General features: G+C 62.3%; 22 protein-coding genes. 13 read left to right on the forward strand and 9 right to left on the reverse strand.

Features of this window, described 5'->3' with window-relative positions; genetic code table 11:
• Window positions 1-90: 90 nt before the first annotated feature.
• The gene (locus FJ967_RS16730) at window positions 91-720 is read left to right on the forward strand and encodes a MarC family protein (RefSeq protein ID WP_140732928.1); all 630 of its coding nucleotides are present in this window, start codon (window positions 91-93) and stop codon (window positions 718-720) included.
• A gap of 8 nt (window positions 721-728) precedes the next feature.
• Window positions 729-1,106 carry a DUF4440 domain-containing protein gene (locus tag FJ967_RS16735; RefSeq protein ID WP_140732929.1) on the forward strand — a complete coding sequence of 126 codons (378 nt, stop codon included), beginning with the start codon at window positions 729-731 and terminating at the stop codon, window positions 1,104-1,106.
• Between the two features lie 26 nt (window positions 1,107-1,132).
• Here the strand turns inward: FJ967_RS16735 and FJ967_RS16740 are convergent, their stop codons facing one another.
• The gene (locus FJ967_RS16740) at window positions 1,133-1,558 is read right to left on the reverse strand and encodes an OsmC family protein (RefSeq protein WP_140732930.1); all 426 of its coding nucleotides are present in this window, start codon (window positions 1,556-1,558) and stop codon (window positions 1,133-1,135) included.
• A gap of 133 nt (window positions 1,559-1,691) precedes the next feature.
• Window positions 1,692-2,219, reverse strand: coding sequence for a single-stranded DNA-binding protein (locus FJ967_RS16745; protein WP_140732931.1), 528 nt, complete (start codon window positions 2,217-2,219; stop codon window positions 1,692-1,694).
• A gap of 227 nt (window positions 2,220-2,446) precedes the next feature.
• Here FJ967_RS16745 and FJ967_RS16750 point away from each other — a divergent pair, with 227 nt between their 5' ends.
• From FJ967_RS16750 to FJ967_RS16790, 9 genes are all read left to right on the forward strand, one after another.
• Window positions 2,447-2,761: a metalloregulator ArsR/SmtB family transcription factor gene (locus tag FJ967_RS16750; protein ID WP_140732932.1), complete on the forward strand. Its 315-nt coding sequence runs from the start codon at window positions 2,447-2,449 to the stop codon at window positions 2,759-2,761.
• Window positions 2,758-3,243, forward strand: coding sequence for an SRPBCC domain-containing protein (locus tag FJ967_RS16755; protein WP_140732933.1), 486 nt, complete (start codon window positions 2,758-2,760; stop codon window positions 3,241-3,243). The genes FJ967_RS16750 and FJ967_RS16755 overlap by 4 nt, the downstream gene beginning before the upstream one ends.
• 24 nt (window positions 3,244-3,267) lie before the next feature.
• Window positions 3,268-3,873: an ATP-dependent Clp protease proteolytic subunit gene (locus FJ967_RS16760; protein ID WP_140732934.1), complete on the forward strand. Its 606-nt coding sequence runs from the start codon at window positions 3,268-3,270 to the stop codon at window positions 3,871-3,873.
• 77 nt (window positions 3,874-3,950) lie between these two features.
• Window positions 3,951-4,253, forward strand: coding sequence for a hypothetical protein (locus FJ967_RS16765; protein ID WP_140732935.1), 303 nt, complete (start codon window positions 3,951-3,953; stop codon window positions 4,251-4,253).
• A gap of 834 nt (window positions 4,254-5,087) precedes the next feature.
• Window positions 5,088-8,009, forward strand: coding sequence for an excinuclease ABC subunit UvrA (gene uvrA / locus FJ967_RS16770; RefSeq protein WP_140732936.1), 2,922 nt, complete (start codon window positions 5,088-5,090; stop codon window positions 8,007-8,009).
• Window positions 8,006-8,419: a DUF302 domain-containing protein gene (locus tag FJ967_RS16775; protein WP_140732937.1), complete on the forward strand. Its 414-nt coding sequence runs from the start codon at window positions 8,006-8,008 to the stop codon at window positions 8,417-8,419. Before uvrA ends, FJ967_RS16775 begins: the two co-directional genes overlap by 4 nt.
• Window positions 8,416-8,880 (forward strand): GNAT family N-acetyltransferase, encoded by a 465-nt coding sequence (locus FJ967_RS16780; protein WP_140732938.1) that lies wholly within the window; start codon window positions 8,416-8,418, stop codon window positions 8,878-8,880. Before FJ967_RS16775 ends, FJ967_RS16780 begins: the two co-directional genes overlap by 4 nt.
• A 23-nt stretch (window positions 8,881-8,903) precedes the next feature.
• Entirely contained in the window at window positions 8,904-9,710 is an 807-nt protein-coding gene (locus FJ967_RS16785) for a DUF72 domain-containing protein (RefSeq protein ID WP_140732939.1), read from the forward strand.
• Between the two features lie 177 nt (window positions 9,711-9,887).
• Complete coding sequence (locus FJ967_RS16790) at window positions 9,888-11,036, forward strand: GGDEF domain-containing protein (protein ID WP_140732940.1); 1,149 nt, start codon at window positions 9,888-9,890, stop codon at window positions 11,034-11,036.
• Between the two features lie 44 nt (window positions 11,037-11,080).
• Here FJ967_RS16790 and FJ967_RS16795 read toward each other — a convergent pair whose 3' ends face one another.
• The 6 genes from FJ967_RS16795 to urtA all read right to left on the reverse strand — a co-directional run bounded on the left by FJ967_RS16795 (window position 11,081) and on the right by urtA (window position 17,266).
• A complete protein-coding gene (locus FJ967_RS16795) occupies window positions 11,081-11,257 on the reverse strand; it encodes a hypothetical protein (protein WP_081293955.1) in 177 nt (58 codons plus the stop codon).
• A gap of 263 nt (window positions 11,258-11,520) precedes the next feature.
• Window positions 11,521-12,216 carry an urea ABC transporter ATP-binding subunit UrtE gene (gene urtE, locus FJ967_RS16800; protein ID WP_140732941.1) on the reverse strand — a complete coding sequence of 232 codons (696 nt, stop codon included), beginning with the start codon at window positions 12,214-12,216 and terminating at the stop codon, window positions 11,521-11,523.
• 69 nt (window positions 12,217-12,285) lie between these two features.
• Window positions 12,286-13,032, reverse strand: coding sequence for an urea ABC transporter ATP-binding protein UrtD (gene urtD / locus FJ967_RS16805; protein ID WP_140732942.1), 747 nt, complete (start codon window positions 13,030-13,032; stop codon window positions 12,286-12,288).
• A gap of 5 nt (window positions 13,033-13,037) precedes the next feature.
• Entirely contained in the window at window positions 13,038-14,273 is a 1,236-nt protein-coding gene (gene urtC / locus FJ967_RS16810; RefSeq protein WP_140732943.1) for an urea ABC transporter permease subunit UrtC, read from the reverse strand.
• Window positions 14,270-15,886, reverse strand: a complete 1,617-nt coding sequence (gene urtB, locus FJ967_RS16815) for an urea ABC transporter permease subunit UrtB (RefSeq protein WP_140732944.1) — start codon at window positions 15,884-15,886, stop codon at window positions 14,270-14,272. Before urtB ends, urtC begins: the two co-directional genes overlap by 4 nt.
• Window positions 15,887-15,988: 102 nt before the next feature.
• Window positions 15,989-17,266: an urea ABC transporter substrate-binding protein gene (gene urtA / locus FJ967_RS16820; protein WP_246675294.1), complete on the reverse strand. Its 1,278-nt coding sequence runs from the start codon at window positions 17,264-17,266 to the stop codon at window positions 15,989-15,991.
• Window positions 17,267-17,610: 344 nt separating this feature from the next.
• Here urtA and FJ967_RS16825 point away from each other — a divergent pair, with 344 nt between their 5' ends.
• Together FJ967_RS16825 and FJ967_RS16830 are read left to right on the forward strand one after the other, a co-directional pair.
• Window positions 17,611-18,018, forward strand: a complete 408-nt coding sequence (locus tag FJ967_RS16825) for a hypothetical protein (RefSeq protein ID WP_140732946.1) — start codon at window positions 17,611-17,613, stop codon at window positions 18,016-18,018.
• Between the two features lie 124 nt (window positions 18,019-18,142).
• Window positions 18,143-20,056, forward strand: a complete 1,914-nt coding sequence (locus tag FJ967_RS16830) for a PhoX family phosphatase (RefSeq protein WP_140732947.1) — start codon at window positions 18,143-18,145, stop codon at window positions 20,054-20,056.
• Between the two features lie 163 nt (window positions 20,057-20,219).
• Here the strand turns inward: FJ967_RS16830 and FJ967_RS16835 are convergent, their stop codons facing one another.
• A complete protein-coding gene (locus FJ967_RS16835; protein ID WP_140732948.1) occupies window positions 20,220-21,791 on the reverse strand; it encodes a GMC family oxidoreductase in 1,572 nt (523 codons plus the stop codon).
• Window positions 21,792-21,800 lie beyond the last annotated feature (9 nt).

The raw sequence follows: 21,800 nt of genomic DNA on the forward strand, positions 1-21,800 counted from the left end.
CCGTAGTTTCACAGTCCCGGCAGTTCACACCGGCCGGCCTTTGCTCTACCAATATCTTGGTGCGGGCAAAGCCCGGCGGGAGGGTCAGCGATGCCGAGTTTCGACAGCCTGTTCAATGCCTTCGTCACCATTCTCGTGACCATCGATCCGCCCGGCCTGGCGCCGCTGTTCCTGGCCGTGACGCGCGGCATGAACCGGGAAGAGCGCCAGCAGGTCTCTGTGCGCGCCTCGGTCATCGGTTTCCTGGTGATGGCGCTGTTCGCGATCGCCGGCGCCTCGATCCTGTCGGTGTTCGGCATCACGCTGCCGGCCTTCCGCGTCGCCGGCGGCTTCCTCCTGTTCTTCATCGCCTTCGAAATGGTGTTCGAGCGCCGCCAGGACCGCAAGGAGAAGATCGGCGACGTCGCCATAACCAAGGACATGATCCACAACATCGCCGCCTTCCCGCTGGCGATCCCGCTGATCGCCGGCCCCGGCGCGATTTCGGCGACCGTGCTGCTGTCGGGACATTTCGAAGGCTTTGCCGCCCAGGCTGCCCTGGTCGGCATCATCTTCGTCTGCCTCGTCATTACCTATCTGGTGTTCGTGCTTTCGGAACGCATCGACCGCATCCTCGGCCAGACCGGCCGCTCGATCCTGACCCGCCTGCTCGGCGTTATCCTGGCGGCGCTGGCCGTGCAGTTCGTGGCGGACGGCATCAAGGCATTGATGGTGGGATAAGGCTGGAAATGGCTGTCGACCCCAGGATCGTCGAGCTGGAGCTAGCCTTGCTGGAGGCGCCAACCCGCTCGGACCCGGATTTCCTCGACGCCGTCCTCGACGACGGCATGATCGAGTTCGGCAAGTCAGGCTACGTATACGACAAGCGATCAATCCTGACGGCGCTGACTGCCTCGAAAGATCAGCCGGCGCCGGATGACAGCCTGGAGATGACGGACATTCGCACCGTTTTGCTGGCTGCCGAAGTCGTGCTTCTCACCTACCGCCTGCGCCCCAGGATGGAGAGCGCCATCGCGTCCCTGCGCAGCTCCATCTGGCAACGCAGCGACGGCGATTGGCGGCTGGTTTTCCACCAGGGAACCCCTGCAGCCCCAGCAGGGACATAACCCGGACGGCGCGGCAATCACCTGCCCTACTTCGCCGTCGTATCCACGACCTCGAAATCATGCGTAAGCGTGGCCGTCTTGGCCATCATGGCCGAGGCCGAGCAATATTTGTCGATGGAAAGGTCGATCGCGCGCTTGACCTTGTCGCGCGACAGCGCCCGGCCCTTGACGATGAAATGCATGTGGATGCGCGTGAACACCTTCGGGTCGGTCTCGGCCCGGTCGGCATCGAGTTCGACGACGCAATCCTCGACCGCCTCGCGGCCCTTTTCCAGGATATGGACGACATCATAGGCCGAGCAGCCGCCGGTGCCGATCAGCACCAGTTCCATCGGGCTCGGGCCCGGCGTCTTGCCTTCGGGGCTGGACGCCGTGCCCAGCACGAGCTTGTGACCGCTGCCGGACTCGCCCACAAAGGTGCGTTCCTCGACCCATTTTACCCGTGCTTTCATCGCCATACCCTCTCAGTCCTTCAATCCCAGATCGACCCTTTCGATCCGAAATCAACAACGCAAAACCCCGAAAGTCCATGAGGGACCCTCGGGGTATGTCAAGCGCAGGCATTGGCCGTTGTACGGCTCGCGATCAGAACGGGATTTCGTCGTCGAGTTCGCGCGACGAGCCGCCGCCACCGCCGCCCCTGGACCCACCGCCACCGCCGCCGCGGCTGAAACCTTCATTGGGGCCGGACTGGCCGAAATCGGAGCCACGGCTGTTGCCGCCACCAGCATAGTTGCCGACCTGGCCGCCACCGCCCTCGCCGCGCGCGTCGAGCATCTGCAGTTCGCCGCGGAATCTCTGCAGCACGACTTCCGTCGTGTACTTGTCGGCACCGGTCTGGTCCTGCCATTTGCGGGTCTGCAGCTGGCCCTCGACATAGACCTTCATGCCCTTCTTCAGATACTGCTCCGCCACCTTGGCGATGCCTTCATTGAAGATGACGACATTGTGCCACTCGGTCTTTTCCTTGCGCTCGCCGGAATTCTTGTCGCGCCAGCTTTCCGACGTCGCAATACGGATGTTGACGACCGGCTCGCCCGAGTTCAGGCGGCGGATTTCAGGGTCGGCGCCGAGATTGCCGACCAGAATGACCTTATTGACGCTACCCGCCATGATATTTCTCCGCGCTTATCCGAAACAAATTTTTGTCGCAGCACCTTACAGGCTGACGACGTCAACCGCCTGCCAAGGCTGGCTTTTCCCACAAGGTTTTTGTTCCCTTTTCGTTCCTATATGCACTGCCACTGATTGTCAAGGAATGGCAGCAATGCCCCTGACGACGCATATGGGGTTCAAAACGGGGCTTGCCAAATCAATAAGTATCGACTTATGTTTTTGCCATGATCGAAGCCGAGATTTTCCGCGCCCTGGCCGACCCGACACGCCGTGCCGTGTTCGAGCGTCTGGCGGCCACCGAGATGAGCGTGTCGGAACTGCGCAGCGGCCTGACGGTGTCGCAACCGGCCGTGTCCCAGCATCTGGCCGTCCTGCGGGGCGCCGGCCTCGTGGTCGAACGTCGGGCCGGCCGCAACGCCTACTATCGCGCCGATCCCCAGGGGCTTGCGCCGCTGCTCTCCTGGATCGAGCGCTATCGCACGTTCTGGCCGGAGCGCATCGAAAGGCTGAAGACCGTTTTGAAGGACATGGATCAATGAACGACCGGAACGAAGTCACACCGGATGCGCTCGAATTCGAATATGACCTTGCCGAGCCGCCGGAGAAGGTGTGGCGGGCGCTGACCGTGCCGGAACTGCTCGCCGCCTGGATGATGCCCAACGATATCAGGCCGCGGACTGGCAACCGCTTCGCCTTCGCCGGGCCTGACGCCGCGATCGAATGCGAGATCCTGGACGCCGAGCCCGAGCGCCTGCTGCGCTATTCCTGGCGTGAGCAGTCGAGGGATACCGCGCGGCAGGATCCGCTCGACAGCACCGTCACCTTCACGCTCGCCCGCACGGCTTCGGGCGGCACGCATCTGCGCATTGTCCATGACGGCTTTGCCAAGAAGGCTATGCCCGTGGTTGCGATGGCCGGTGCCGGCTGTCGGCTTTCGCTGGGGGTGCGGCCACTTGGAATGCGACCACTTGGAAAGCCCTGCGTCGCGAACACGCCATACCGTCTGGCGCGCGCGGCCTGAACACGGAAAAACCGGAGAACAAAAATGAGCGGTGTTGCCAGTCTGGTGCCAATGGTGATCGAGCAATCGAGCCGCGGCGAACGCGCCTTCGACATTTTCTCGCGGCTGCTGCGCGAGCGTATCGTCTTCATCAATGGCGAAATAAACGACGACGTGTCGGCGCTGGTCTGCGCTCAGCTCCTGTCGCTGGAGTCGGATAATCCCGACAAGGAGATCTCGCTCTACATCAACTCGCCGGGCGGCATGGTGACCAGCGGCTTCGCCATCTACGACACGATGCAATATATCAGCTGCCCGGTCTCGACCGTGTGCATGGGATTTGCGGCATCGATGGGATCGTTCCTGCTGATGGCGGGCACGCCGGGGCGCCGCATCGCGCTGCCCAACGCAACCATCCTGCTGCATCAGCCGCTGGGCGGTTTTCAGGGCCAGGCTTCCGACATCCAGCGGCATGCCGAACGCATCGGCCAAACCAAGCGCCACATGACCGAACTCTACGCCCAGCATTGCGGACGCAGCTACGAGGAAGCCGAACGCACGCTGGACCGCGACCATTTCATGACCGCGCGCGAGGCCCAGGCATGGGGTATCGTCGACCATGTCTTCGACACCCGCAAAAAGGCGGCGTAGGCCCGCGGCAAGGTCAAACTCGAAGATTTGACGATGGCGGACTGGTTCCGGTGCCGCCACGTCCCTATAACAGGAGAATGACCGACACGCTTCGATCCAGACCGTCGCACCGTGCCATGGCCGCCATGGCGCTCGCCATCGCCGGCCTTGTGTCCAGCTCGGCGCTTGCCGACGACGCCTCGTCAGCGACGCAGAAAGGCGCCCTGCCCGGCGTAAACAGCGATTATCGCATCGCCAAGCCGGCACCGCAGCCAGAACCCGACGACGCCTTCCCCAGCAGCGGTAACGGCCAGTTCAAGATTGGCGATACCGATGTCAGGATTGGCGGCAGCATAACCATCGATATGGGAACGGGCGGAACCAGGATTCCGAACCACTGATCTCTCTGCTTCGCGGTTGCCGGGATCGCAAAATACCTATGGCGCTATGTTGAAGACCCGCGGCGATCGGCCGGGACGTTCTTGAGCGTCATTCCATGGTCCGCGCCACGTCGCTGCGCCCAGGGAAGGCGGGACGCTTGGCCAATTCCTCAAAATGTAAGCCCCGCCACTGCTTGGCAGAATGACGGGGCTTTCATGGATATCAAATCCAATTTGCCGGGAGTGTACTGCCGGCGTTAGATTTCGGATGCTTCGCGGCATTCAGCCGACGATCCGACCAACAGTCTCTGATTTTGGGGGATACGGCAGGTCACGGTTTGTCGGGTGGCGCAAACGCTGAACCCTGGCACTTATGCCTGCCGCGGCTCCAACGAGACGTGGAGCCCTGGGGGACTGTCCGGTGGCGTCATGCTCCGCTCCTTTTGTCCGTTGCGACATTGTCGTCGCGAAGCGCAAATCGCAAATGCCTGCGGCGTCTCGCAGGCCGCCTTGGGGCGGCGAGGCCATCGAAAGACGGCCGGCTTCGCTGACGTGGAAAGACTGCTCCCATGAGCCGCCGGCGTCAACCTTCAATAGCCGGTTACCGAAAAATGTGATCGCCGGGAGCTTACGTCAGGGTCAGTTTCCCAACCTTGCCTGTCAGTTTCTGCACAGCTTTGTCAGGAGCGTGTTCGGCCTTTGTTCTTTCCGCTTGCCCCTTCGCGCGAAAGGCGGTTAAACGACTTGGTCGAGAAGTGTGGTGTCTCTCGACGTGGCGGCGAAAATACCTACATAGGGGATGGTCGGGGAAACCCGCCAATCTCACAAATTCCAGATCTGAGGCGGCGACCTGACATGGCCGACCATAAATACCTTTCCATTCGCGGGGCGCGCGAACACAATCTGAAGAACGTCGATCTCGATCTGCCGCGTGACAGCCTGATCGTGATGACAGGCCTGTCCGGCTCCGGCAAGTCGTCGCTCGCCTTCGACACGATCTATGCTGAAGGACAGCGTCGCTATGTCGAGAGCCTTTCGGCCTATGCCCGGCAGTTCCTCGAAATGATGCAGAAGCCGGACGTCGACCAGATCGACGGCCTGTCGCCGGCCATCTCCATCGAGCAGAAGACCACGTCGAAGAACCCGCGCTCGACGGTCGGCACCGTCACCGAGATCTACGACTACATGCGCCTGCTGTTCGCACGCGTTGGCGTCCCCTATTCTCCGGCCACCGGCCTGCCGATCGAAAGCCAGACGGTCAGTCAGATGGTCGATCGGGTTCTGGCGGTCGAGGAAGGCACCCGCCTGTTCCTGCTGGCGCCGATCGTGCGCGGCCGCAAGGGCGAGTACCGCAAGGAACTGCTGGAGTTGCAGAAAAAGGGCTTTCAGCGCGTCAAGGTCGACGGCGTCTTCTACGAGATCGCTGATGTGCCGGCGCTCGACAAGAAGTACAAGCATGACATCGACGTGGTCGTCGACCGCATCGTCGTGCGCGGCGATCTTGCAACGCGTCTCGCCGACTCCATCGAGACGGCGCTAAAGCTGGCCGAAGGGCTGGCGGTGGCCGAGTTCGCCGACAAGCCGCTCGACGCCAGCCAGACAGGCGAGGATTCGGTCAACAAATCCAAGAACGAGACGCATGAGCGCCTCCTGTTCTCGGAAAAATTCGCCTGCCCGGTTTCCGGCTTCACCATTCCGGAGATCGAGCCCCGGCTGTTCTCCTTCAACAACCCGTTCGGCGCCTGCCCGACCTGCGATGGTCTGGGCAGCCAGCGCGCCATCGATCCCAACCTCGTCGTGCCCGACGAGAACGTGTCGCTGCGCGACGGCGCCGTCAGCCCGTGGGCGAAATCGACCTCGCCCTATTACTCGCAGACGCTCGAAGCATTGGGCAAGGCGTACGACTTCAAGCTCGGCGACAAGTTCAAGGATCTTTCAGCGGCCGCCCAGGAAGCGATCCTGCGCGGCACCGGCGAGCGCGAGATCACCTTCCAGTACGATGACGGCCTGCGCTCCTACAAGACGACCAAGACCTTCGAGGGCGTCATTCCCAATCTCGAGCGCCGTTGGAAGGAAACCGAATCCGCCTGGATGCGCGAGGAAATCGAGCGCTTCATGTCGGCAACGCCCTGCCCCGTCTGCAAGGGCTATCGCCTGAAGCCGGAAGCACTGGCGGTGAAGATCGGCGGCAAGCATATCGGCGAAGTCACGGAACAGTCGATCCGCAAGGCCGACCAGTGGTTCACCGACCTGCCGGCCCAGCTCAACGAGAAGCAGAACGAGATCGCCGTCCGGGTGCTGAAGGAAATCCGCGAGCGGCTGCGCTTCCTCAACGATGTCGGGCTCGACTACCTCACCTTGTCGCGCAACTCCGGCACGCTGTCGGGCGGCGAGAGCCAGCGCATCCGTCTGGCCTCGCAGATCGGCTCGGGCCTCACCGGCGTGCTCTACGTTCTGGACGAGCCGTCGATCGGCCTGCACCAGCGCGACAACACGCGCCTGCTCGATACGCTCAAGCATCTGCGCGACATCGGCAACACCGTGATCGTCGTCGAGCATGACGAGGACGCCATCCTGCATGCCGACTATGTCGTCGACATGGGGCCGGCCGCCGGCATCCATGGCGGCGAGATCATCGCCCAGGGCACGCCGCAGCAGGTGATGGCCAATCCCAATTCGATCACCGGCAAATATCTGTCGGGTGCATTGGAGGTGGCGACGCCAGCCATTCGCCGCGAAGCCAAAAAGAACCGGCGCCTGAAGATCGTCGGCGCGCGCGGCAACAATCTGAAGAACGTCACCGCCGAAATCCCTCTCGGCACCTTCACCGCCGTCACCGGCGTGTCGGGCGGCGGCAAATCGACCTTCCTGATCGAGACGCTGTTCAAGGCGGCCTCGCGCCGTATCATGGGCTCGCGCGAGCATCCGGCCGAGCACGACCGCATCGAGGGGCTGGAATTCCTCGACAAGGTCATCGACATCGACCAGTCGCCGATCGGGCGCACGCCGCGCTCGAACCCGGCGACCTATACCGGCGCCTTCACCCCGATCCGCGACTGGTTCGCCGGCCTGCCGGAAGCGAAGGCGCGCGGCTACCAGCCGGGCCGCTTCTCGTTCAACGTCAAGGGCGGCCGCTGCGAGGCCTGCCAGGGCGATGGCGTGATCAAGATCGAGATGCACTTTTTGCCCGACGTCTACGTCACCTGCGATGTCTGCCACGGCAAGCGCTATAACAGAGAGACGCTTGACGTGCTGTTCAAGGGCAAGTCGATCGCCGACGTGCTCGATATGACGGTTGAGGAAGGCGTCGACTTCTTCGCCGCCGTGCCCGGCGTGCGCGACAAGCTCGACACGCTGAAACAGGTCGGCCTCGGCTATATCCATATCGGCCAGCAGGCGACGACCTTGTCTGGCGGTGAAGCGCAGCGCATCAAGCTCGCCAAGGAACTGTCGCGCAAGGCGACCGGCAAGACGCTCTACATCCTCGACGAGCCAACCACCGGCCTGCATTTCCACGATGTCGCCAAACTGTTGGAAGTGCTGCACGAACTGGTCGACCAGAGCAACACGGTGGTGGTCATCGAGCATAATCTCGAAGTGATCAAGACCGCCGACTGGGTGCTCGACCTCGGCCCCGAGGGTGGCGATGGCGGTGGCGAGCTCGTGGCCTCGGGCACCCCGGAAGCGATCGTGCGGGAAAAGCGCAGCTATACCGGCCAGTTCCTGAAAGAGCTTCTGGAGCGACGCCCCGGAGGCAAGCGTGAAGCGGCGGAATGATGGCGACCAACGGTATCATTTCACATCAAAGCCGCTTCGGCGTGGCCGAAACCATCGATCGGCTGGCTGAAATTGTGGCTCGCGCCGGACTGCGTGTGTTCGCCCGCATCGATCACGCGGCCGGCGCAAGTGAAATCGGCGCGGCGCTGCGGCCGACCGAACTGCTGATCTTCGGCAACCCGAAGGGCGGCACGCCGCTGATGCAGGACCAGCAGATTGCCGGCATCGATCTGCCTGTGAAAGCGCTGGCCTGGGAAGATGAACAGGGCCAAGTCTGGCTGTCCTACAATGATACGCATTGGCTGGCTGAACGCCACGGGCTCGGCGATGCCAGCCGCGATGCCGTCGCTGCGATTGCCGCCGGCATGGAGAAGGTGATAGCGGCCGCCGCCGGGATGAATCGATCATGAGGCTCGCCCGGCACGAAGATCTCGCCGCGATCGTCGCGCTGACGCAGGCGGCCTACGCACCCTACAACGCCATACTCGACGCGCCACCGATCCCGGTTACCGAGGACTACGCCCCACGCATCGCCCAGGGCGAGGTCTGGCTTCTGGAGAGCGGCGGCGACCTTGCCGGGCTGATCACGCTGGAACGCCATCCCGATCACGCGATGATCTTCTCGGTCGCCGTCGCTCCCGGCTTCCAGGGCAAGGGATTCGGCATCGCGCTGCTCAATCATGCGGATAAACAAGCGCGTCTGTGGGGGTTGCCCGAGGTGCGGCTCTACACCAACGCGAAAATGGAGCGGAACATCGCGCTCTATCTCGCTTATGGCTATCGGGAAACGGGCCGTCGGCCCAATCCATATCGGCCGGGATGGGTACTCGTCGACATGGCCAGACCGGTCGACGGGATCGGGACGGCCTGAATTCCGAACTTGGGAGGACGACAATGAGCAAATCGGGAACAATCCGCTCGGGCATGGGCGGCTGGACCTTCGAGCCCTGGGACACGTCCTTCTACCCCGACAAGCTGTCGAAAGCCAAACAGCTGCAATATGCTAGCCGGCAAGTGCCGAGCATCGAGGTCAACGGCACCTATTATTCCTCCTTCAAGGAGCCGACGTTCGTTAAATGGGCCAATGAGGCGCCGGACGGTTTCGTCTATTCGCTGAAAGGCAACCGCTTCGTCACCAACCGGCGCGTGCTGGGCGAAGCCGGCGAATCGATGATGCGTTTTCTCGGTTCCGGCGTGGCGGCACTCGGCGAAAAACTCGGCCCGATCCTGTGGCAGTTCGCGCCGACCAAGAAATTCGATCCGGATGATTTCGAAGCGTTTCTGAAACTGCTGCCGGAAAAACAGGACGGCGTCGCTTTGCGCCACGCGCTCGAAGTGCGCAACGACAGCTTCATCGTACCCGAATTCGCCGCTCTCGCGCGCAAATACAGGGCGGCGATCGTCTATGCCGACCATGCCAAATATCCCGACATCGCCGATATCACGGGCGATTTCATCTATGCGCGGCTGCAGACCGGCTCGGACGACAATCCCGATTGCTACACGCCGAAGGGCCTCGACGAATGGGCAGCGCGCGTGAAAACCTGGGCGCAGGGCAAGCAGCCGGCCGATTTGCGCCGTGCCGATCCGGCGACGGACGCACCGGTCAAGCCCAGGGACGTCTTCGTCTACTTCATCACCGAGGGCAAGGTGCGCGCGCCTTTCGGGGCGATGGCGTTGATGAAGCGGGTAGCCGACTGAGAAAGCATCAGCGGGTTTCCAGGCTCACACTGTTGGTGCATCGCCTTTGCGTTTTGCACGTGGCGGAGCCGCTATTGGCGGCATCTTCGCCATGATCGTAACCTTATTGACACTTCCTTGCTGCATGAATGCATCGACGCCAAGCCGCAGAGCTGGAACCGGCAGGGAAAGAGGGGCATGTCGCTCGACTACACTTCGCTTCTGCTGGCTGTCGGGTTCTCGGCCGCCTGCCTGAGCCTGACATTGTTTGGCATGTGGCTGACCGCCCGCTCCGAGCGGTTTCTACTGACCTGGGCGATCAGCCTGGTATTCGTGGTCGGCGATATTTTTATCTATGACGCCTATATCGACATGCCCGGGCGCCTGCTCGGCGTCGCCACCTCGGCGTTCCTGCTGATCGGCTTTTCGGCCATGCTGGGTGCCGCCTATCAGTTTCGGACCGGGGGTTCGCCGCTGCCGCGGTCGCTGTGGGGTTGCGCTTCCCTGGTGGTAGCGTTGCCTCCCATGGCTTTGGGCTATGACGGCCTCGGCTTCATGTTCGAGAACATGTTCGCCGCCTTGCTCCTGTTCGCCACGGCGTTCGAATACTGGAGAGGCCGCGATGAGGCGCCCGCCCTGACGATTGGCATCACCGCGCTCTATTCGGCCACGGCCATGTCCTTCGCGCTCTGCGCCATGGTTCTCGCCTGGGATGGCAAACTGATCCTGGGACACGCACCAAGCAACTGGGCCGAGGAGCTCAGCCTCATCGTGGTTATCGCCAGCATGACGGGTATTGGCGCGCTCTCGCTAGCCCTCAACCAGGGGCGCCTGGCGAGGCACCATCATCGCAATGCCCTCACCGATCCCCTGACCGGCCTGCTCAACCGGCGCGCTCTGTTCGACATGCACGGCCATGTCCCTGTCGGCGCCTTCACCGCGGTGGTCGTCTTCGACCTCGATAACTTCAAAGCCATCAACGACGAATTCGGCCACGCCACCGGCGACGAGGTGCTGAAGGTGTTCGCCGGGGAGCTCGCCGGCAATCTTCGCCAGACCGATGTTGCCGCACGCATGGGCGGCGAGGAATTCGCACTTGTGCTGAAACGCACTCTGCCGGAGACGGTCGAGGAAGCGGCCGAGCGCATTCGTACGGCTTTCGCAATGCGCCTGATAGAAACCGAAACCGGTTCCCTGAGCTGCACCGTCAGCGCCGGCTTTGCGTTTGGCAGCAAGGAAGGACTCAGCTTCGACAAGGTGCTCAGCGCTGCCGACAAGGCGCTCTACGACGCCAAGCGTGGCGGCCGCAACCGCGTCACCGCCTCTCCATTCCGGCGCGCGAGCTGAGTGCGCGATCCCTGTGATTGTCTGTGCAGGCGAAAGCTGCCGCCCTATGCCGCCATGACGATTTCATTGAAGGTGTCGAGGTCGACATAGAAGACCTTGGTGATCTCCTCGATCAGATCATCATATTCGCAGCCCTGCGACCTCAAAATATTGATTGCCGTGATGATGTCGACGCGCTCGGTAAGCCGCCGCTTCTGGTGGTCCTCGACATAACGTTCCATGGCTGTCCCTTAGCCTGTGTGCCCAAACGCGTTTGAACGACAATCAGATCGGGAAGCTAGGAAGCGTTGCTTGCGTGGAACTTGCAGGGCATTCGCCGCGCCTCGATCTGCGTTAACCAGACTGATACGGAAGCGGCCGACTCACAAAGCCTAGGAAAAGACTAGCATGCGATATTGCCTGTGCCAGAGACGCGGATGATGGATTGAAGAAATATTGAACTTGCCAAGCACTTCGGATCTTCAGGCGAAGTTCAGTGCCGATTCTAGACCGTGAGGAATTTACGAATATCAGCTCTATCTAAATCTTCTGCCGGACCTGTGTGGACGATCTGGCCACGGTCCATAATGTTGACCTCGTCGGCAAGCTCGCGACAAAAGTCGAGATATTGCTCGACCAGCAGCACCGCGATGCCAGCCTGGTCGCGCAGATAGCGGATGGCGCGGCCAATGTCCTTGATGACGGAGGGCTGGATGCCTTCGGTCGGCTCGTCGAGCACCAGCAGCTTAGGCCGCATCACCAGCGCCCTGCCGATGGCCAGTTGCTGTTGCTGACCGCCGGAAAGATCGCCGCCACGGCGGCCAAGCATCTGCTTCAGCACCGGAAACAGTTCGAAGACGTGCGCCGGCACGTTACGGTCCGCGCGCCTCAAGGGCGCGAAGCCCGACTCCAGGTTTTCGCGCACCGTCAGCAGTGGAAAAATCTCCCTGCCCTGCGGCACGAATGCGATGCCCGACCGGGCGCGGTCATACGCCGCGCTCCGGTCGAGCGCCTTCCCCTCGAAGGCAACGCTTCCGCTCGTCAGCCTGTTATGGCCGACGATCGATCTCATCAAACTGGTCTTGCCGACGCCGTTGCGGCCGAGCACGCAGGTGATCTTGCCGGCGCCGGCCGTCAGCGAAACGCCCCGCAACGCCTGCGCGGCGCCGTAATGCAGCGTGGCATTGGCAACTTCGAGCATCTCAGCGCCTTTTCCAGATGCGGAGAAACGACAGATCGAAGCGATGAAATTGGACCCGCCAGTGCATGCTCATCTCCCCAGATAGACTTCCACCACGCGCTCGTCGGCCGAGACGAAATCGAGCGTGCCTTCGGAAAGCACCGAGCCTTCATGCAGGCAGGTGACCTTGACGCCGAGTTCGCGCACGAAACGCATGTCGTGCTCGACGACGATGACCGAATGGTCGCGTGCGATCTCCTTGAGCAGCCGCGCGGTTTCCTCGGTCTCGGCGTCGGTCATGCCGGCGACCGGCTCATCGACTAGGAGCAGCTTCGGATCCTGTGCGAGCAGCATGCCGATCTCGAGCCATTGCTTCTGGCCGTGGCTGAGGTTGGCGGCGACTTCCCGGCGTTTGTCGCCCAGCCGGATGACGCCGATAATATCGTCGATCCGCCGTGCTTCGGCGGCCGATTTGCGATGGAAGAGCGCGGGGAAGATCGAGCGCGGCCCTTTCAACGCCAGCATCAGGTTTTCTTCGATCGAGTGGCTTTCGAAAACGGTCGGCTTCTGGAATTTGCGGCCGATGCCCATCATGGCGATCTCGGCTTCGTCATGGCTGGTCAGGTCCACCTCGCCGTCGAAGAACACTTCGCCGTCATCCGGCCTCGTCTTGCCGGTGACGATGTCCATCATCGTCGTCTTTCCCGCGCCGTTGGGGCCGATTATGGCGCGCATCTCGCCCCTGTCGAGCACCAGCGACAGATTGTTGATGGCGCGAAAGCCGTCGAAGGACACCGAGACGCCGTCGAGATAGAGGATGGTGTTGGATTTGCTCATGGTCGCTACTCCGCCGCCTGCGGTTCGGGGTCGGACCAGGACCATTCCCCTGGATTTCTCGCCGGCGAACGGGCGGGCTTCGAGGTTGCCGACGCCACGCCGACCGCCGTGCGGGCCTCTTCAGCCAGGGAAGCCGCGCGCAACGCCCTGGCATTGCCGCGCCAATCGTCCCACATGCCGATGATGCCCTTCGGCAAGAGCAACGTGACGGCGACGAACAGGCCGCCGAGCGCAAACAGCCATAGTTCCGGCAGCGCGCCGGTGAACCAGGATTTGCCCGCATTGACCAGCAGCGCGCCGATGATCGGCCCGATGATGGTGCCGCGCCCGCCAACGGCAGCCCAGATCACGACCTCGATCGAATTGGACGGCTCGAACTCGCCGGGATTGATGATGCCGACCTGCGGCACGTAGAGCGCCCCGGCAATGCCGCCCATGACGGCAGAGACGGTGAAGGCGAACAGCTTCACGTTCTCCGCCCGCCAGCCGAGGAAGCGCGTGCGGCTTTCGGCGTCGCGCACGGCCATCAGCAGCTTGCCGTATTTGGAGCCGACGATCGCCCAGGTCACGAAAACGGCGAGCGCGAGCATGACGGCACTGGCCGCGAACAGCGCCGAACGCGTTGCGTCGGCCTGGACGCTGAAGCCCAGAATGTCCTTGAAGTCGGTCAAGCCGTTGTTGCCGCCGAAACCCATATCGTTGCGGAAGAAGGCGAGCAGCAGCGCATAGGTCATCGCCTGGGTGATGATCGAGAGGTAGACGCCGGTGACGCGGCTGCGGAAGGCGAACCAGCCGAAGATGAAGGCGAGCAGGCCCGGCACCGCCAGCACCATCAGCCCGGCGAACCAGAAATGGTCGAAACCGTACCAGAACCAGGGCAATTCCTTGTAATTCAGGAACACCATGAAATCCGGCAGGATCGGATTGCCGTAGACGCCGCGCGAGCCGATCTGGCGCATCAGATACATGCCCATCGCATAGCCGCCCAGCGCGAAGAAGGCGCCATGGCCGAGCGAGAGGATGCCGCAATAGCCCCAGACCAGGTCAAGCGAGAGCGCCAGCAGCGCATAGCAGAGATATTTGCCGGTCAGCGCCACCATGTAGGAAGGGATATGGAAGGCGCTCGCCGGCGATATCGCCAAATTGAGCAGCGGCACGATGACGGCCACCGCCAGCAGGATGAAGATGGTGATGGCGATGCGGCGGTCGGCGCCTGCGGCGAAGAAGCGTCCCGTGATCATGCTTCCACTGCCCTGCCCTTGAGCGCGAACAGGCCGCGCGGGCGTTTCTGGATGAACAGGACGATCAGAACCAGCACGACGATCTTGCCAAGCACGGCGCCGGCATAGGGCTCGAGCACCTTGTTGACGACGCCAAGCGAAAAGGCGCCGACCAGCGTGCCCCAGAGATTGCCGACACCGCCGAAGACGACGACCATGAAACTGTCGATGATGTAGCCCCGGCCGAGATTGGGCGAGACATTATCGATCTGGCTGAGCGCGACACCGGCAATGCCGGCAATTCCCGATCCCAGCGCGAAGGTGAGCGCATCGACCCACGGCGTCCGGATGCCCATGGAGGCAGCCATGCGCCGGTTGGCTGTGACGGCGCGCATCTGCAGCCCCCAGGGCGTGCGTTTCATCACATAGAGCAGCACACCGAACACAGTGAGCGCGAAGACCAGGATCCACAGGCGGTTCCAGGTGATGGCGAGTTGTCCGACATCGAAGGAGCCGGACATCCATGTCGGATTGCCGACCTCTTGGTTGGTGGGTCCGAAGATCGAACGCACTGCCTGTTGCAGGATCAGCGAGACGCCCCAGGTCGCCAGCAGCGTTTCCAGCGGCCGGCCATAGAGGAAGCGGATGATGCCGCGCTCGATGACGAAACCGACAAAGCCCGCGACGAGGAAAGCCATCGGCAAGGCGATGACAAGCGACCAGTCGAACAGGCCCGGAAACGATGTGCGGATCACCTGCTGGACGACGAAGGTCGTGTAGGCGCCGAGCATGACCATCTCGCCATGCGCCATGTTGATGACGCCCATGACGCCGAAGGTTATGGCGAGACCTATGGCGGCCAGCAGCAGCACCGAGCCCAGCGAAATGCCGTACCAGATGTTCTGGCCGGCATCCCAGAATGCCAGGGTCGAATTGATGTTGGCGATCGCGGCTGCCGCGGCCTGCTTGACCGCATCCGAGGCGTTCGCGTCGACCGAGGTCAGCAATGACACCGCGTCGCGGTCACCGCGCGCGCCGATGACCTGGATTGCCGCCAGCTTGTCGGCTTCGGGCCGGTCCGAGACGAGAACCGACGCGGCGCGGGCCTGTTCCAGCAGAGCCTTGACGCTCGCCACGGTCTCATTGGCGATTGCCGTGTCGAGGGGTTCGATATTGGCGGCGTCGGGCGTCTTGAACATGGTGCCGGCGGCGGCGAGGCGAACGGCGGGATCCTTGGCGCCGAGCGTCAGCGTGCCAAGCGCATCGCGGATGGCGCGGCGCAGCGTGTTGTTGACCTTGATCTTGGTGATGTCGTCCTTGGCCGCCTCGCCCGAGGCCGCGCCGCTCAGCGGATCGGAAAGCTGGACGCCGTCACCGGCTTCCTTGCCGATCAGCACCAGGGAATCGGCCTTGCGGATATAGAGATTGCCATCGGCAAGCGCGGCCAGCGGCCGCTCGACCTTCGGATCGCCGGTGGCCGCCAGTTCATGGACGACGGCTCCCGTTTCCGAAAAGCCCTTGGCGGTCGCGAACTTGGCTATGATGGCGCGCAGATCGGCTTCCGCCGCGCCCAACGACGACAGCGTCGCCGACAGGAACAGCAGTGCCAGGCCAATCATGCGGAGCAGACTCATCGGCGTCAGGCGACCCTTGAAGGTTGAATTGGGCGTCCGGACAGCGGAGGAAACCGTCCGGACGCACGCGGTCTGGTCATGAACCTTCGGTTCAGACCGGGATCAGTTCGTGCCCTTGCCGCCGCACTTGCCGGTGGCAACATTGAAGTTGCCGCAGGACAGAGGCTTGCGCCAATCGGAGATCAAATCCTTGGAGTCGGGCAGATAGTCGGACCATTCGTCGCCCATCACCAGGCCTGGCGTGCGCGACACCGTCTCGAACTGGCCGTCGGCCTGGATCTCGCCGATCAGCACCGGCTTGGTGATGTGGTGGTTCGGCATCATCGTCGAATAGCCGCCGGTCAGGTTCGGCACGGAGACGCCGATCATGGCGTCGATGACCTTGTCCGGATCGGTGGTGCCGGCCTTTTCGACCGCCTTCACCCACATGTTGAAGCCGATGTAATGCGCTTCCATCGGGTCGTTGGTGGTGCGCTTGTCGTTCTTGATGAATTTGTGCCAATCGGCGATGAACTTCTTGTTCTCCGGCGTGTCGACGCTTTCGAAATAGTTCCAGGCGGCGAGATGGCCGACCAGCGGCGCGGTGTCGAGACCGGCCAGTTCCTCTTCACCGACCGAGAAGGCCATGACCGGTATGTCCTCGGCCTTGATGCCCTGATTGCCGAGTTCCTTGTAGAAGGGCACGTTGGCGTCGCCGTTGACGGTGGAGACGACGGCGGTCTTCTTGCCTGCCGAGCCGAACTTCTTGATCGCCGACACTTCCGTCTGCCAGTCGGAGAAGCCGAACGGCGTGTAGTTGACCATGATGTCTTCCGCCGCCACGCCCTTCGACTTCAGATAGGCTTCGAGGATTTTGTTGGTGGTGCGCGGATAGACGTAGTCGGTGCCTTCCAGCACCCACCGCTTCACCGAACCGCCATCCTCGCTCATCAGATAATCGACAGCCGGTATGGCCTGCTGGTTCGGAGCCGCGCCCGTGTAGAACACGTTGCGCTCGCTCTCCTCGCCCTCATACTGGACGGGGTAGAACAGGATGTTGTCGAGTTCCGAGAACACCGGCAGCACCGATTTGCGCGACACGGAGGTCCAGCAGCCGAACACCGCCGCGACCTTGTCCTTCGAGATCAGCTCACGCGCCTTTTCGGCGAACAGGGGCCAGTTGGAAGCCGGATCGACGACCACGGCTTCGAGCTTCTTGCCAAGCAGCCCGCCCTTGGCGTTCTGCTCGTCGATGAGCATCAGCATGGCATCCTTCAGCGTCGTCTCTGAAATCGCCATGGTGCCCGACAGCGAATGAAGAATGCCGACCTTGATCGTGTCGTCGGCGGCCTTTGCCGGAGCCGACATCAAACCGGCGGCAATAACGCCTGCCGAGACCATTCTTGTTATTGACGAGAAATTACCCCTCATGCCGAGACTCCCAAGCTGGTTGTTTGCACCGCAACAATACAATGCAACCCCCATGCCAACCGCTGTCGGAGTGCAGAAAACAGATAAATAGCGCAACATTATCAATATCTTGATACACAATGTCGAACGAGGTAAAGAGGATCTGGTTAAAAATTGATTGAGAGAAATTTGCGCAGCGCACAAGCAAATATGCCTAATTTTAGACCAATTTCATCAAATGCCTATATTTTGATCTTGGCGCTCGTGTCGCGGATGACGCAGGTTGCGGCACGGCGCAAAAATAGGGCAAGCTTGTCGTTCAGACGGGCGCCATCATGACATCAGCCATCTCACGCATCCGCATCGGCATATTGTTTCTGGCAGCGGCAACCGGCGCCGCGCGGGCCGACTTCAGCGACGGCAAGATGCCCGACGGCACCTATCACTGCGAAGTCTACCTGCTCGGCCTGTTCCTCGACCTCGGCGACATCACCATCAAGGGAAATGTCTATACCGGCCCGGTCACCTTCGGCACGGCTCGGCAGGGCTATAACTACCAGATGGATGCAAACGGCGTGATCTCCTGGCTAGGCCCGCTGGGCGGCTATACCTCCGGCGGCAATTCGCTGTCACTGACCCAGGCAACGCTGGACGGCCAGAGCCCGCCCTCCTTCGACATCATCATGAAGCAGCCCGACGGCGCTTTCACCGCCTCCACCTGCACCAGGGGCGACAGCCAATAGCACCCTGCCCGGCAGGCGCGGCTTATCTAACCCGCGCATCCCGTCAGCTCTCATGTCATCTGGATGTTGCCGAAGCTGGATAGGCAGCGGTGCGCCGTCACACCCACCTTGAGAGGCAGACACCATGGCCAGTTCCCCGTCTTCATCCTCCCCCGTCATTCGCGAAATCATCGCCGAGCGCGTTTCGCGCCGCACGCTCCTGAAGGGCAGCCTTGCATCTGGCGCCCTGATTGCCGGCGGCAGCTTTGTCGGCTCCTTGTTTGCCGGCGAAACACATGCGGCCACCGCTCTTTCCACACTCGGCTTTCCCGAACTGAAGCGCGTCTACGACAAGACCCACGCCGCTGCCGATGGCTATGAGACGACGATCGTTGCGCGCTGGGGCGATCCGCTCGCCGCCGGCCTGCCGGAGTTCGATGGCAATGCAATCGCGGCCGCCGAGCAGGAAAAGCGCTTCGGCTATAATTGCGACTACATTGCTTTCATGCCGCTGCCCAAAGGCTCGGTGAACTCCGACCACGGTCTGCTTTGCGTCAACAACGAATACATTTCGCCGAACGTGATGTTTCCCGGCATGACCGAGGACGGCGCCGGCAAAACGATGAGCAAGGAACAGGTCGATCTCGGCCTCGCCGCGATGGGCCACTCGATCGTCGAGGTCATGCTCAAGGACGGCAAATGGCAGATGGTCGAGGACAGCCCGCTCAACCGCCGCATCACCGCCAACACCGAAATGACCGTCTCCGGGCCGGTGGCCGGCCATGAGCTGATGAAGACCTCCGCCGACGCAACCGGCGCGAAAGTGCTTGGCACGAGCTATAATTGCAGCGGCGGCTTCACGCCCTGGGGCACTGTGCTCACCTGCGAGGAAGGCGTTTCCGATCTGTTTGGCGGCGACCCGAAGAAGGCGCCGACATCGGACATTCTCGACCGCTACGGCTTTGACGGGTCCGACATTTACGGCCGTGGCCGCTTCCACGACCGCTTCAATATCGACAAGGAGCCGAACGAGCCCAATCGATTCGACTGGGTGGTCGAGATCGACCCCTATGATCCCCAGTCCAGGCCGGTAAAGCGCACCGCGCTTGGCCGCATGTCGCACGAGGCCTCCACCGTCGTCGTCAACAAGGACGGCCGCATCGTCGTCTACATGGGCGACGACGACTATTTCGAATATATGTACCGCTACGTCTCGACCAAGGCTTATGACAGGGCGAACCCGGCTTCGGCCAAGGACCTGCTGGACGACGGCGTCTTGTCGGTCGCCCGTTACGACGCCGACGGTTCGATGACGTGGCTGCCGCTGGTTCATGGCCAGGGCAAACTCACCGCCGAGAACGGCTTTGCCGATCAGGCCGAGGTGCTGCTGAAGACGCGCCTTGCGGCGGATGCGCTCGGTGCGACCCCGATGGACAGACCCGAGGACATCGAGACCAATCCGGTCACCGGACGCGTCTATGCCGTCATGACCAAGAACAAGAAGCGCGACGAATCCAAGGTCAATCCGGCCAACACGCGGCCGGAAAACCTCTGGGGTCACATCGTCGAACTGATCCCGCCGGGCGGCCGCGGCGCCGATGCCGACCACACCGCCGACAAATATGCCTGGGATCTGTTTGTGCTCTGCGGCAATCCCAGGGATGCCAAGGTCGGCGCCACCTTCCATCCCGGCACCTCGGACGATGGCTGGTTCGTCTGCCCCGACAACATCACTTTCGACCCGGCCGGGCGGCTCTGGGTGGCAACGGACGGCGCCAACGACTTCGACCTGCCGGACGGCGTCTATGGCGTCGACACGGAAGGTGCCGCGCGCGGTCTGCCGAAACTGCTCTTCACCTGCCCGCACGGCGCCGAAGCAACCGGACCATGCTTCACGCCGGACGGCACGACGTTGTTCCTTTCGGTCCAGCACCCCTCCGAGGATGCCGAGACGCTCGACAAGGCACAGTCCCTGTGGCCCGATTTCAAGGACGGCCAGCCGCCGCGGCCGTCGGTCGTCGCTATCCGCCGCAAGGATGGGCAACCGGTCGGCGCATAGAACCGTAAGGCCACAAAAAAGGCGCGGAACCCTCTCGGGTCCCGCGCCAGCAGGCAGTCGGGAGGACAAACGCAATTCCAGGAAAAGTGCTCAGCGGTTTTCCATCCGGAATTGCGTCAAACAAAAAGTAGCTGAAGCGGATCGGCGGTAAGGTCGAACCGCTTCAGATGGTCTTGGCCGACATCTGCGCGGCAATGTAGTCGGCCTGGCGGATCGCCAGCGACACGATGGTGAGCGTCGGGTTCTCGGCGGCACCTGTCGTGAACTGGCTGCCGTCCGACACGAACAGGTTCTTGATGTCGTGCGCCTGGCCGTGCTTGTTGACGACGCCGTCGGCGGCCTTCTCGCTCATCCGGTTGGTGCCGAGATTGTGGGTCGAGGGATAGGGCGGCGTCGGGAAGCTGCGTGTGGCGCCGACCGCATCGTAGAGCGCCGTGGCCTGCTTGTAGGCGTGATCACGCATCGCCGTATCGTTGGGATGGTCGTCGAAATGGACGTCGGCGATCGGCATGCCGTGCTCGTCCTTCTCGTCCTTGTGCAGCGTGATGCGGTTTTCCTCGCGCGGCATGTCCTCGCCGACGATCCAAAGGCCGGCCATATGGTCATAGTGGTCGAGCGCGGTGGTGAAGGAGCGTCCCCAGCCGCCGGGGTTCAGGAATGCCGCCATGAACGGCAGGCCGAGCGACAGCGTCTCGAATTCGTAGCCGCCGACGAAGCCGCGCGACGGGTCATGCCGCGCCTCGTCGCGGATGATGCCGGCCATGGTGGTGCCGCGATACATATGCACCGGCTTGTCGAAGATGGCGTAGACCGAGCCGGTGGTGTGGCGCATGTAGTTCTTGCCCACCTGTCCTGACGAATTGGCAAGCCCGTGCGGGAATTTGGCCGATTCGGAATTGAGCAGCAGGCGCGGGCTCTCGATTGAATTGCCGGCGACGGCGACAATGCGGGCCTTCTGCTCCTGCAGCTTGCCGTCCTTGTCGGCATAGACGACACCGGTAACCTTTCCGGAGGCGTCGTGGTTGATCTTGATCACCATGGAATTGGGCCGGACTTCCAGATGTCCGGTCGCCTCACCCTTGGGGATTTCGGTATAGAGCGTCGACCATTTGGCGCCCCATTTGCAGCCCTGGAAGCAGAAGCCGGTCTGCTGGCAGGAATTGCGGTCGTCGCGCTCGACCGAGTTGATGGCCATGTTGCCGGTGTGGCATTCCTTGTAGCCGAGCTTGTCGGCGCCGGCCTTGAGCACCTTGAAATTGTTGTTGCCCGGCAGCCGGGGCCAGTCGTTGGTACCGGTGACGCCCATCTTGGCCTCGGCCTTGGCGTAGTACGGCTCCATTTCGGCCAGTGTCACCGGCCAATCCAGAAGATTGGCGCCTTCCAGCTTGCCATAGGTCGACAGCGTCTTGAACTCATGCTCCTGGAAGCGCAGCGACGCGCCCGCCCAATGCGTGGTCGAGCCGCCGACCGATTTGACGATCCACGCCGGCAGGTTGGGAAAATCCTTCGCCACACGCCAGTCGCCGGAGGTGGTGCGCTTGTCCTTCCAGGCGAGTTGGGCAAAGGAATCCCATTCGTCGTTGATGAAGTCCTCATATTCGTGACGCGCGCCGGCTTCGAGGATGACGACATCGATGCCCTTTTGCGCCAGTTCGTTTCCGAGTGTGCCTCCGCCGGCGCCGGAGCCGATGATGACGACCACGCCGTCGTTCTTGAGATCAAATTGTGCTGCCATGGTTTCCTC

This window comes from Mesorhizobium sp. B2-3-4 (genome assembly GCF_006442315.1).
Lineage (GTDB): Bacteria > Pseudomonadota > Alphaproteobacteria > Rhizobiales > Rhizobiaceae > Mesorhizobium.